This is a genomic window from Bacillus sp. (in: firmicutes) (genome assembly GCA_012842745.1).
Lineage (GTDB): Bacteria > Bacillota > Bacilli > Bacillales > Bacillaceae_J > Schinkia.
In genome coordinates this window covers 156,544-169,360 of record DUSF01000037.1, presented here as the reverse complement: position 1 = coordinate 169,360, position 12,817 = coordinate 156,544, and the positions used below count along the sequence as shown (strand labels likewise).

General features: G+C 36.6%; 13 protein-coding genes, 1 pseudogene and 1 other annotated feature. Of the genes and pseudogenes, 8 read left to right on the top strand and 6 right to left on the bottom strand.

Annotated elements, in window-relative coordinates; translation table 11 throughout:
* Window positions 1–33: 33 nt before the first annotated feature.
* The gene (locus tag GX497_09240; protein ID HHY73396.1) at window positions 34–1,377 is read right to left on the bottom strand and encodes an arsenic transporter; all 1,344 of its coding nucleotides are present in this window, start codon (window positions 1,375–1,377) and stop codon (window positions 34–36) included.
* 455 nt (window positions 1,378–1,832) lie between these two features.
* Between GX497_09240 and GX497_09235 the strand changes: the two are divergent.
* Window positions 1,833–2,546 (top strand): annotated as a pseudogene (locus GX497_09235) (metallophosphoesterase).
* Between the two features lie 65 nt (window positions 2,547–2,611).
* Here the strand turns inward: GX497_09235 and GX497_09230 are convergent.
* The 4 genes from GX497_09230 to GX497_09215 form a co-directional block, all read right to left on the bottom strand.
* Window positions 2,612–4,597 carry a methyl-accepting chemotaxis protein gene (locus tag GX497_09230; GenBank protein HHY73395.1) on the bottom strand — a complete coding sequence of 662 codons (1,986 nt, stop codon included), beginning with the start codon at window positions 4,595–4,597 and terminating at the stop codon, window positions 2,612–2,614.
* Between the two features lie 319 nt (window positions 4,598–4,916).
* Entirely contained in the window at window positions 4,917–5,348 is a 432-nt protein-coding gene (locus tag GX497_09225) for a DUF2935 domain-containing protein (GenBank protein ID HHY73394.1), read from the bottom strand.
* An 82-nt stretch (window positions 5,349–5,430) separates the two neighbouring features.
* On the bottom strand, window positions 5,431–6,642 hold the full coding sequence (locus tag GX497_09220; GenBank protein ID HHY73393.1) for an MFS transporter: 1,212 nt from the start codon (window positions 6,640–6,642) through the stop codon (window positions 5,431–5,433).
* A 17-nt stretch (window positions 6,643–6,659) separates the two neighbouring features.
* Window positions 6,660–7,541, bottom strand: a complete 882-nt coding sequence (locus GX497_09215; protein HHY73392.1) for a LysR family transcriptional regulator — start codon at window positions 7,539–7,541, stop codon at window positions 6,660–6,662.
* Window positions 7,542–7,871: 330 nt separating this feature from the next.
* On the opposite strand from GX497_09215, the gene GX497_09210 reads away from it, so the two are divergent.
* From GX497_09210 to GX497_09180, 7 genes are all read left to right on the top strand, one after another.
* Entirely contained in the window at window positions 7,872–8,294 is a 423-nt protein-coding gene (locus tag GX497_09210) for a hypothetical protein (protein ID HHY73391.1), read from the top strand.
* A gap of 83 nt (window positions 8,295–8,377) precedes the next feature.
* A complete protein-coding gene (locus GX497_09205) occupies window positions 8,378–9,619 on the top strand; it encodes a translocation protein TolB (GenBank protein HHY73390.1) in 1,242 nt (413 codons plus the stop codon).
* 119 nt (window positions 9,620–9,738) lie between these two features.
* Complete coding sequence (locus GX497_09200; GenBank protein ID HHY73389.1) at window positions 9,739–9,933, top strand: hypothetical protein; 195 nt, start codon at window positions 9,739–9,741, stop codon at window positions 9,931–9,933.
* 108 nt (window positions 9,934–10,041) lie between these two features.
* Window positions 10,042–10,281 (top strand): hypothetical protein, encoded by a 240-nt coding sequence (locus GX497_09195; GenBank protein ID HHY73388.1) that lies wholly within the window; start codon window positions 10,042–10,044, stop codon window positions 10,279–10,281.
* Between the two features lie 75 nt (window positions 10,282–10,356).
* On the top strand, window positions 10,357–10,560 hold the full coding sequence (locus GX497_09190) for a 4-oxalocrotonate tautomerase (GenBank protein HHY73387.1): 204 nt from the start codon (window positions 10,357–10,359) through the stop codon (window positions 10,558–10,560).
* 35 nt (window positions 10,561–10,595) lie between these two features.
* Window positions 10,596–10,819, top strand: a binding site (T-box leader).
* Window positions 10,820–10,864: 45 nt separating this feature from the next.
* On the top strand, window positions 10,865–11,566 hold the full coding sequence (locus GX497_09185) for a class I SAM-dependent methyltransferase (protein ID HHY73386.1): 702 nt from the start codon (window positions 10,865–10,867) through the stop codon (window positions 11,564–11,566).
* Window positions 11,567–11,578: 12 nt separating this feature from the next.
* Window positions 11,579–12,268 (top strand): aspartate/glutamate racemase family protein, encoded by a 690-nt coding sequence (locus GX497_09180; protein ID HHY73385.1) that lies wholly within the window; start codon window positions 11,579–11,581, stop codon window positions 12,266–12,268.
* A gap of 80 nt (window positions 12,269–12,348) precedes the next feature.
* Here the strand turns inward: GX497_09180 and GX497_09175 are convergent, their stop codons facing one another.
* Window positions 12,349–12,747, bottom strand: a complete 399-nt coding sequence (locus tag GX497_09175; protein ID HHY73384.1) for a GGDEF domain-containing protein — start codon at window positions 12,745–12,747, stop codon at window positions 12,349–12,351.
* Between the last annotated feature and the right edge of the window lie 70 nt (window positions 12,748–12,817).

The window sequence follows — 12,817 nt, the reverse complement described above, 5'->3', positions numbered from 1 at the left end:
GAAGGAAGCAGGGGAAGGTTCTCTGCTTCCTGTTTACCCAAACAGCCAAGAAACCCAATAATATAATACTACTAATGTAAATATCACGGTTGGCGGAATGACAACGATTGTTACTCTTATATATTCCCACCAAGTGATCATTACTTTTCCACGCTTAACAATATGCATCCACATTAGTGTTGCAAGAGTCCCCATCGGAAGCAATAAAGAACCTACGTCGCTTCCAATAACGCTCGCAAGGTAGGAGATTTTCAAGGAAAGTAAATCTAGATTAAGGTTTGTTAACGTAATCGTTCCAATCATAAGGGCAGGATGGTTGTTAAATAAATTTGACAATACTGATAACAGTATCCCCATGAACAAGCTAGAATTTAGTAGGCTTCCAGAAACTAAAGGGCGCATGAATCCTATTAACCAGTCTGTTAAACCGATATTATTTAGACCGTAAATAATGACGTACATGCTAAAAGCAAAAACGATAATATACCATGGTGTCTTTTTTAGCATATCGCCTGGCGGGATTTTTAAGTAAGCCCACCTCCAACCTAATAGAACAAGAGAACCTATGACAGCCATAAGGGAGACTGGAATAGATAAAAAAGATGCAATAAAGAGACTAATACGGACAGCAAAAACAAAAAGCAAGACATGTATCATAAATCTTGTACGATTTTTTTCTGAAGAATAAATCGGATTATGTTTTAATGGATGGTAGGAAGGGAGTGATAGTCCGGTTATTTTAGAAGGAATCGTTTTAGGTAGAACTTTTTTAAAGCGAAGAAACAAAAGTACGACTAATAATAGTAGTCCAAGTGTTGCTGGAACAAACATCATGGCTGTATGCATATATAAACTCATATCAACAATTTTTAAAGCAATGAGATTGACAATATTACTAACACCAATAGGTGCACTTGAAGCAGTTGCGATAATGGCCCCTGAAAGCAAATAAGGTATTTTTTCATAGTTTTTTAAGCCCATATTGTTTAATAGCATGACCAAAATAGGGGTTGTGATTAATATACTGCCATCATTGTTAAAAAAAAGTGTCATGAGAAAGCACAGGAGGTTAACATACCAAAATAAACGAATGCCAGACCCTTTTGCTTTTTCTGCTAGTTTTTCTGCTACCCAGTTAAAAAAACCAAAGCTTTCTAAAACGATGGCCATCACAATTGTAGCCATAATGGTAATCGCTGCTCCACTGATTGTTTCGGTAATGATGCCGAGGTCACGAAGCGGTACGCTGCCGCTAAGTATAACAATGATTGCACCAATCGTTGCTGGTATTGCTTCATTAAGGCCTCTAGGTCTCCAAAGAATGAATCCAATAGTCCCAAAGAATGCCAGTATTGTTATCCAAACCATTTGTTGCATATTTTGCTCCTTTCAATTTTTTATTTAGTTAGCACCGAAAACGTTGCTCTTTTAGTAGTTTATCCGCAGTTGCCTTTCCCTTCCGTTTATCATTCTAGTGATGTTGTACTGTAATTATATGTACCCTAGATTACGTCTGCTTTAGGTCTGTACCCGTTTTTTAATAATTCCGCAATCATCTATCCACAAATACCTAGCAGGGAGCGGGAACACAAGGACAGGTTAGATGGGCCAATTTCAGCTAATCTAGTAAGGTTAAGCCCTATATCTTAGGGGAATTGCCAGCTTTTTTAGGAAATGCTACACTAAAAACGATTAGGAAAATTTTGCATGGGGGGTGCATATCAGTGCTAGTCCTCATTTTAGTGGCGGTCTTTTTTTTCGTAACGGTCGCTAAAACTTATTTTGATACCAATTATTTTAAAGTTAACAAAATTGAGTTTACTAGCAACAAGATGCCGCATTGCTCCGAATTTACCATTTTGCAAATGAGTGACTTGCATAACAAAGTGTTTTGAAACAATAATGAAGAATTAATAAAGATGGTGAAAAATTTAAAAGCAAACGTCATTGTATTGACGGGCGACATCATCGATCGACGTACAAAAAACCTAGACAATGTTTTGTATTTAATCGAAAGGCTTAGTTCCATCAATCATAAAATCTTTTTTGTATCAGGCAATCATGAGTGGAGCAATCCCCGTTTTAAAGAGTTTTTAAAAGGGCTGAAAGAACGAAAGGTTACCATTTTGGATAATGAAAAGACAAAATTCACGGAAGGGGATGTTGCTATTAATCTAGTTGGAGTAGCGGACTATACAACAAAGCATGGCGATTTAAAAAAGGCCTTGCAAGGAGTTCATAAAGAACGTCTTACAGTGCTTTTGTCCCATTCGCCAAGTGTCATAAAGCTAATCAATAGCAACTCGGTTGATTTAATTTTAAGCGGGCATACACATGGAGGGCAAGTAAGGTTGCCATTTATTGGAGCGTTGGTTGTGCCTGATCAAGGTTTTTTTCCTAAATACGATAAAGGTCCATTTAAACTTGGCAACAACCTACACTTATATATTGATAGCGGGCTTGGTACAAGTCGGCTTCCAATCCGTTTTTTAAATCAAAGCCAGCTTAGTTATATAAAAATAACTGGGACAGGGGGACAGGTTTAGTGGTCCACTTTTTGTTAGTCTCACGAATAGAGAAAAGGGACAAAGTATTTTGCCCCTTTGTCCCATTATAAAGTGAATTTCCGCATTGCCTTCTGTAATTCACTAATCATAGTTTGTAAAGCATTATTAGAATTTTTCATGTCCTCAATCATCGCAAGCTGTGAGTCAGTTTGTGTTGTAACGATGCTTGCGTTGTCAGCGGACTTTTGAGCAATCGTTAACATTTCTGAAGATGATGCTGTAATTTCCTCGGTTGAAGCAGAAATTTGTTCTGACGATGCAGATACTTCTTGAATTTGATCGGTAATTTGTTCAATCGCTACGAGAATGTTAGTAAACATTTTACCGGCCTTATTCACGATGTCAATGCCTCTTTGGGCATCGGTGGCACCAGCTGCCATCGCTTGAACGGCTTCCTCCGTATCCTCTTGAATTTCATAAATTAAATTTGAAATTTTGTCCGCAGAATCCTTTGATTGCTCGGCTAGCTTTCGCACCTCTTCTGCTACGACGGCGAAACCTTTCCCATGTTCACCAGCTCTAGCTGCCTCAATCGCGGCATTTAGTGCCAACAAATTCGTTTGATCCGCAATACTCGTAATGATGCTAGAAATTTCGCCAATTTCTTTGGAACGATTTGCTAACAATTGGACAACATTTCGTGATTTATGAACAGATTGGTAAATGTTATCCATTTGCTTAACTGCCTCTGTAAGGCTTTGATTTCCTTGTAGCGCTTCTTCTTCTGTTTTTGAAGCGGCCTCTGAGACATCAGAGGAGGATGCAGCAACTCTTTGAATGCCTGATGCCATTTGATCAAGGGCATCAGCATTTTGCTGTATCGCCTGCAATTGATGATCTGTTGCTGCTGAAACTTCTTGTGCTGAACCTGTTATTGATTTTGCGGCATTAGAAGCAAATTCTACACCTTGGATGAACTGATTTGATGCTACTGTAACTTGTTCAATCGTTTGATTTACGTGCGTGAGCAGATCTCGTAAATTTGATGCCATTTTATTTACTGCATCTGCTAAAAGGCTAACCTCATCATCGTGTGTATCTTCAATTTTTTCAACAACTAATTTGCCGTCGGCAATGACTTCTGCGACTTGAGCGACTTTACGAATTCGATTGATTGGGTGTTTTAACAGTAAGAATAAGATAATTCCAGTTAATAATAGCCCTGCTATACCTGAACCAATCGTAATGAATAATAACGGCGTGAGCTGTGCTGTAAATTCTTTTAATGGCACTTCAATCATCATAATCCATGTTGTATGAGGGACGAGTGCATAGAAGTACATCCGATCTTGTCCATTAACAGTTAGCTTTGAAAAACCATGCTTATTTTTAACCATCTCTATAGCTAAGTTTTTGATTTCAGGATTAGATGATTGCAAAAGGTTTTCTTGTAAAACCTTTGTTTTGTCTGGATGGTGAATGATTAACCCATCTTCTTGAAAGACATATACATTATCTGTTTTCCCGATTTTAAAGTTAGCGGCTTCTGCAAAAACATTATTAATAGGTGCAGCTCCACTAATTAAGCCTTTTACTTTTTTGTTTTCATCATAAACAGGCACTTCAAAAGAAATAATCAAATTATTCGGATCAGCTTTATCAGGAAATGGATTGGAAATAATTGAATTTCCGGACATAACATCTGGAAACGATGTTTCACTACTAATTTGAATTGTAATATTAGAATCAAGAGTTAAATTCCCTTCAGTGTCACAAATCCCAATCGAAGAATAAAGATCACCTGTTCTTTTTCTTTCCCCTGCAAAATATCGTAAAATATCTTCCTTGCTGCCAAAGCGAACTAAATCGATGTTAGACATGACCTCGACTTCTGATTTTCTTGTTTGCAGCCACGTTCCAAGCTGTGAAGCATGGATGGCGATTTGGCTTTCTGCATTATTTTGTAAGGAGCGGATGATAATATCTTTTGACGTTTTGTAATTGAGCCATCCTGTTGCTGTTGTAATAAATAGTGTTACAGCTAAAATAAAAAGCATAACTTTTACTAATAAAGATTTAGTAGCTTGCAAGCTTGATCCCCCTTTTCCATTTTTTTGGCACTCAGAACCCCTAATTTTTATTATAAACGTAAAAATTAGGAAAAAGAATGAACTTTTTGTTAAATTTTTACACCCCTATTTTGAAATAATAAAATACTGATAGGGATCAAGCTCATTTTACGTCTCAGTTCCTTTTAAAACTAATTCAACTGTCCCAACACAAGCAGTATTTATGCGGACTTCTCCATAGAAAATCATCTAAATCCTCTGTTTTTATGTAAAATTTCAATTTGTTATAATTAAAAAAAGCTGACTCATCTATCGGCCAGCTTCTGTCGCTTATTTCAGCTCATTGACTTTGGTTATATAATAAGGCCTGCCCAATCCCTATAAAATATTCCGATTCACGGATAATATGATCCAGGACTACTTTAGCAGTAGGATTAGTACTAACTGGCTTGCTGTTATTTTTTATTTGTCTGCACAGCTCGATAAATCCTAAGCTCTGCTCAAGCCAATGAGGCACCATTTGTAGAACCTGCTGTTGTAAGGCTTGGGGCACATATTGGCCTACACGCACGACAGTTTGGATGAATTGCACAACCTGCTGACGTGTTTCGCCAAGTACTTTTTCCCAATCATGTAAGGCATTTAAAAATTCAGGCTCTAAATTTGGAACTAGTTCCCTAATGACTATCGTATGCTCCTTTTCTTGTTCTTTCCAAAATTCAGCTTCATCTAAAATTCTTAATGGCATCTGTTGGCCATAATAAAACTGCATAAAATAAGGCCCTCCTCTTTTATATTCTAAGGCCAATATATGGGGAAGGGCCTATATTTGTGCTTTTGTTAGAACTTCTTTTTTAAACTTCATGTGGAGTATATTTTACTCTTTTCGAAGTAATGGTGCCTAATCGCAGTGAAAGAATAATAGAAATACTCGTAAATACGACAATCATTGAGATGACTCCAACCCAGCCGAAACGGCTATAAAATGTACCGCTAATTGTACCGCCGATGCTAGAACCGAAATAATAGAAAAATAAATATAATGCTGCTGCTTGTGCTTTATCATGGGTTGCTAACTGTCCAACCCAACTGCTGGCAATCGAATGGCCTGCAAAAAAGCCGAACGTAAACACGGCAATTCCGATAATTTTTAACGATAAAGCTGTATGTAAGGTGATACAAGCACCTAACAATAGAATAATTAATGAAATTTGCAATAGCTTCTTTTTGCCATGATTGTCTGCTAGCATTCCCATCCATGTTGAGCTAAACGTACCAATTGTATAAACGATAAAAATAAACCCCACTAACGTTTGGCTTAACGAATAGGGTGGTTCGATTAGTTGAAAACCAATATAGTTATATAATGAAATAAAACTTCCCATTAGTAAAAATCCAGTCATAAAAATATAAATAAGGCCAGGCTCTTTAAATTGTGAAAAAAGAGAAGATACTAATGGTTTTATTGCAAATTTCCGTGGCTTGAAATGAGAAGATTTCGGCAAAATAAACCAAAAAATAATACTAGCTAGTAAACTAACAATTCCAATTCCTGCTAGAGCAATCCGCCAGCTAAACAAATCGGTTAAAATACCGCTAATAATCCGCCCGCTCATGCCGCCAACGGAGTTACCGCTTATATATAAACCCATGGCAAAGCCTAAACTTTTTGCTTCAATCTCCTCGCCTAAATATGCCATTGCCACAGCAGGCAGCCCTGCCAGCGTAATCCCTTGCAAAATTCGGCATAAAAGCAACAAATGAAAGGTAGGGCTAAAGGCGGTTAAAATTGATAGAATCGATGAAGCCACTAAAGCAAATGTCATCACTGGTTTCCGTCCAAATACTTCAGATAATGATCCCGCAATAATCATGCTTATCGCTAAAGCAATTGTCGTTGAAGATAGGCTTAAACTCGAAACAGCTGGTGATAGATGAAACTCTTTCGCGATTTCAGGGAGCAGCGGCTGCGTCCCCCAAAGGATTGCGAATGTATTAAATCCCCCTGCAAATAAAGCAATGTTAACCAGTTTAAATGTGTGTGTCCCACGCTGTATATAATCCATGATTGAATGATACCCCTTTAGTTAGTTTTATATAAATCCATAGCATATTGGATAAATTTCGCTGTGGCTGGTGATAGATAGCTATCCTTAAGCCTTGCAATTCCAATTTTCCTCGTACAAATTGGATTTTGAACTTCGATGAGCTTTACTTTGCTTTTGTCAATTACTTTTACGTCAGGTACTAATGAAACACCTAACTGGGCGCCCACTAATCCAGAAACAGTCCCAATATCTTCTCCTTCAAACACAATATCTGGTGTTAGGCCTGCTTTAAGGCAAAAATTTTGTATAATTGTCTGTAATCCATAGCCCTTTTTAAAAGAGATAAATGGCTCGTCCTTAATCATTTTTAAATCTACTTTATTATAGTCTGCCAGCCAATGATTCACAGATACAATCAAAAATAATTGCTCCGTTAACAGAGGCTGCCATAGGATTTCCTGCTCATCTTGTAAGAGCATTAGGAGAGCAAGATCGACTTTCCTTGATTTTACCTGTTTTAAAATCTCTTCGTTTGAAGCTTGATGTAAGAGAAATTTTACGTTTGGATACATTCCACGATAAGCGCTTAACATATCAGGAACAAAGCTAATACCTTGTGAGGGTAAAAAGGCCAACGAAATTGTCCCGTGATTGGGATGAACTTCATCCATGATTTCTTGTCTCCCAATCTCAATCTGTTCAATAGATTGCTCGACACGCTTTAGAAACATTTTCCCATAGCGATTTAGATAAATATTTCTTCCTTTCCGGTCAAAAAGCTTCACGCCTAATTCATCCTCAAGCTTCGCAATCGAGCGGCTAAGCGCAGGCTGGGAAATAGATAGCTGTTCGGCCGCGCGAGTAATATGCTGCGTCTTCGCCACCGTTTGAAAATAATTAATTTGATGCCATTCCATAATCATAGCCCTCATTTGTTTTTTCAAAATTATTTATACGTTAACCTTATCATACTCCTTCTTTTACATAACTTCTAATTGTTAATATGCATAAAATTGATAACTTTTAGTTATGGAATAGTATGTTATATGTAGAATAAAAAACATGCATATTGCTAGTGTTCGGTATGATTCCAAAAATGAATGCTATTCTGGAAAAGTAGGAAACTATGATAATATTTTTATGGTAAAATTGGAAAAAGACGAGATTTAGTTAATTTAAAATGATTAGGGGATTATTCGGTGAAATTGAAAAAAATCGTTATCGTAATCGCTATCGGAATAATAGGTATGGCAGTCTTTATGAATCTATTAAAAAAGGATTTATGGGATGTAAATGCAAAGCTGTTAAAGAAAGAACTTTTATCAATTGAACAGCCCGTTAGGTCAATAAATTTAGTAGAAGTAACTCCATTTGAATGGGATGTTGTCTATTCTTTTGACCCATATACTACAAAGGATAAGGTGTATGAAACGGTTGGTTATAAATGGGACCAAATCAGTGAAACTGTAAGCGAAGGAATGAGCCAAATTGTTTTTTTGAAAAATGGAAAAGTGGTCTGCTATGTTTATGGATATCCTGAGAATAGCGGTTACGGTATTTCATTTTCACCTAAGAATGATTTTGATGCGGGTTATTCTACACTTAGTTTGAAAGATGATATGAATTTTCAAGTTGAGAGAAGTGATGGAGTCATTTTTTTGAGAAAATAAGTAGGGCTATAGCTGCTCTAGTGTGTTTGTTGCAGAATTGAAACCATTCATTATGGCATCCTAATTACAAGGAGGTATGATGAATGGGAACTAGGATGTTGTTCATGATAATATTAATCTGTTTTACTTTTTCACCACCAGCTTTCGCAGAAGCACCGCTGAAAGCTATTTTCATCCGTGACCATCAGCTTTGGATGGTGGAGGGTGATAAAGAAAAACAGATAACAAAGAATCGATTTGTTTACTCACCAGAGTGGTCATATGATGGGCGCTTTATTGCCTATTTGGACGGCGATGAATATGGTGAAAAAACATTTTTGTATATTTATGATACAGAAAAAAATGAAAGCTACCAGCCATATGAAACGATTGAAACGAGAAATTTTCAATGGTCACCGATTGCAAATCAATTAGCCTATAATGCTGGTGGTGTACTAAATATTACAAAAACAAAGCGAGGACGCCCAGAAGGTTTTGAGAATGTAGCTTTAGGTATTAGTGATTTTGCATGGTTTCCAGATGGGAAAGCATTTGTAGCATCTTCCCAGTCCAATTTACTCCCTACAGGATGGGAACCTGTTCATCTTTTTAAAATAGCAGCCGATGCCAATTTGGATACGAAAAAGATAAAGCCGTTTTATACGATTCAAACGAATACGAAAGACTTATTTGCGATTAATGCCGAATATTTTAAATGGAGTTCGGATGGGAAATGGGTTAGTTTTCTTGCAACCCCTACAGCATCTTTGTCCAATGATAGCAATACATTATGTGTACTGTCATCTGCTGGGGGAAACTTTCAAGCGGTGGGGAATATGCTTTGGTATGAGGACTGGTTCAAATGGGCACCCAAGATAAATAAATTAGCCTACATATCTGGTGAGGGAAGGTTTTTTGTTGAAAACAAAAAAACAACGGTTGCCGACATTCCAATTTTGAAGCACCAAAAGGAATATACACCGGAAGGATATGTTGATCTTGATTTAGAATGGCTTTCCAAAGATGAAGTAATCGTTGCTCGTGTAAAAGAAAACAAAGAATGGAAAGAAGGACCTGTTCCTACGATGTTTACAACACTTTTTTTAATTAATGTAAAATCAACAGAACAAAAACAAATCTCCTTTCCAAAGAAAAGTGAACTAGACATCGACCCGCAAGTTGTTGGAACATATATTACTTGGTATCGTAAGAATCAAAACGGTAATCAAGGGGATGTTTGGATTAAAAATGGAATTGATACTCCGGAACAGCGGTGGTTAGAAGATATTGACTCTGCTCCTGTCTTTTTTACAAAAAAACGAGTCAATAACGGAAACTTAAGTTGACTATCCTCCGTAAATATAAGCATCCTTTTATTTAAGGGATGCTATTTTTAAATTGCAAAAAAGGATATTTTTCCAATTAATATGTAGTATATAATGTAATCAAAAGGCAGGGGTACAAAATGAAAGAATGGTGGAATAAAAAGAAGGAAAAAATGAGAAAAAGCAAGAAAAAGAAAGGCCAATATACGTTTATCGATTTTATTCTTGATGTGCTATTCTGGATACCAGAAGTGCTCTTATTGCCGTTTCGAATGATCTTTTGGTTAATAAGGGGCATTGGAAGACTGATAGGGAATATTTTTGATATATTTTAAAATTGAAACTTTTTCCTCAATCCATTCGTTATATATAGGTAGTGTTAAATTTTATATGAAAATCTAAGTGTTTTAACAGGTTCTACCATTTTGAAAGGAGTGATAAAATTGAAAAAATATATTGTTTTTCTTGCTAGTTTTGCTTTGTTTTATTTCGTACTTCAAATTTTATCGGGCTTAATTTTGACATCTTTTTACACTCCGGATTTTTCTTCAACGGTCGGTAGCTTAAGCCAGGAAGTAGGCTTTGGAAAAACGTCCACAGCTCCATTTTTGGCAATTTTATTTACAGCAACATTAGCCTATTTCTTCTCGCAAAAATTATGTAAGACTGCGCAACAAAATTGATGGTTACTAATCTTGATTTAAACTGGCTACAGAGTAGAAACAAATCCAATTTTAAGGTTAAATGGGGGATTCATTATGCCAATAATAAAATTTGACTCTGGAAAATTAACTGATGAACAAAAAGAACAGCTTATATCACAATTAACGCTGACTGCATCCGAAATAACTAAAATACCAAAGGAATTTTTTATGGTTGTGATTAATGAACATAATGACAAAAACTTTGGGATTGGTGGACACGATATCGAAAAAGTAAAGAAAAATTATTTGACCTTATAATAAACAAATAGTAAAATAAGGGAAATTTAATGATAAAAAACACGAAGATTGGGAGTATTAAGGATATTTAATTGTTTAGAGAGCTGTCGGTTGGTGAAAGACAGTCAATGAAATCCCGAACTCGCCCAGGAGTGGTAGGACTGATTGTTGTTAGGTCTTAACGGATGACTTCCGTAATCGGTTTAAAAGCGGATTTGTTTGTCATTTCAAATAAATCAAAAAGAGTGGTACCACGTAGGCAAAGCCTGTCGTCTCTTATGAGATGATAGGCTTTTTATTTTAAAAATAAGGGGGAGAAATAAAAATGGCAACAACAAATTGGCAACGTCAAGATGTTACACAATACTATTTAGAGCAAGTTAGAGGTGGAATTCCTTTTGGTGCCGAACAAGTAAAAATCATGCTTCAAGTGGTCCATCATTTTAATCCTAATCCAAAGAGAATAATGGACTTGGGATGTGGGAACGGGTTTTTAGCGGAAATTTTACTTAAATCATATCCAGAGGCTACTGCTATATTACTAGACCATTCAAAACCAATGCTTGAACAGGCACGCATTCACATGACAGATTTTAAGGATCGTTGTGAGATAATCCAGGGTGATTTTAGTCAGCGCATTGGGCAATATGTTGAACCGGGGTCACTAGACTGCGTTGTTTCAGGATATGCCATTCATCATCTCCCGCATGAACAAAAAAAAGCCTTGTATCAAGAAATATACAATACTTTAGCACAAGGGGGGGTTTTTATTAATATTGAGCATACAGCTTCTGCCACCCCTAAAATTGAAGAACTGCATGATGTGCTTTTTATTGACCACCTTGCTACTCATAATAAAAGGGATAGAAAAGATGTAGCTAAAGAGTATTACAACCGCCCAGATAAGGCAGATAATATACTGGAACGAGTGGATATCCAAGTTAATTGGTTAAGAGACATTGGATTTAAGCATTCAGATTGCTTTTTTAAGTGGATGGAGCTTGCTGTTTTTGGCGGGGTAAAATAGGGGGAATCTTTTATGAAAACAATTGGACTAATTGGTGGAATGAGTTGGGAATCTTCGCTTGAATATTATCGGATTATTAATGAAGAAGTAAAAAATAGGTTGGGTGGTTTACATTCGGCAAAATGTTTATTATATAGCGTTGATTTTGAAGAAATTGAGCGGTTTCAAGCAAAAGGTGAGTGGGAAGAAGCTGGTAAACTATTAGGTGATACTGCTTTTTCATTAGAAAAAGCGGGGGCTGACTTCATTATAATTTGTACAAATACGATGCATAAAGTCATTGAATATATTGAAGAAAAAATAACCATACCTATTTTACATATTGCTGATGCAACTGCAAATCAAATTAAGAAATCAAACATTAGTACAATCGGATTATTAGGTACAAAGTATACGATGGAGCAAGATTTTTATAAATCGAGAATAGAGTTAAATGGTATAAAGGTTTTGGTACCCAAATCCTCTGAACGAGAGATGGTTAATAAGGTTATATATGAAGAACTATGTTTAGGCAATATTCAGCAATCATCAAGGGAATATTACAAAAAAGTAATTAAGAATTTAGTTGCTGATGGGGCTGAAGGAATAATCTTGGGTTGTACGGAAATCGGATTATTGGTTAAACAAGAGGATTCAGAAGTTCCATTATTTGATACTACAGTCATCCATGCTATTGGGGCGGTACATAAGGCATTAGACTGAACCATGTTTATATAAAATGAAAGGGCCATCCAATCGACGATAAAATTACCTGATCGGACAGCCCCCACATCAATTAACCATTATCTTTCATATGTCCGAACGCAATTTCGCCCAGCTTTTTTGGCCTCATAAACAGCTTTATCAGCAAAGGCAATTAAATTTTCAGGACTCGTATATAAAGTAGGGACAATTGTTGCTGTTCCTATGCTGACTGTAACCCACCGGCTTATCTTTGATCCAGCATGAGGGATTTGCATATCCTCGATCGCTTTTCGTATTTTTTCACCAACTGTAGCAGCTCCAACCTCATCTGTTTCTGGTAAAATTACGCAAAATTCCTCCCCGCCATAACGGCAAAGTAAGTCGGAAGGGCGACCTAGCGTCTTTTGGGCTATATTTGCTACTTGCTTCAAGCAGCCATCCCCACCTTGATGCCCGTAGGTGTCATTGTATGGTTTAAAATAATCAATATTTAGCATGATGAGGGATAATGGCGTTGGGAGAGGATTCTATTAATGCACGGTAGCGTTCTTCACTTTCTTGCACCGG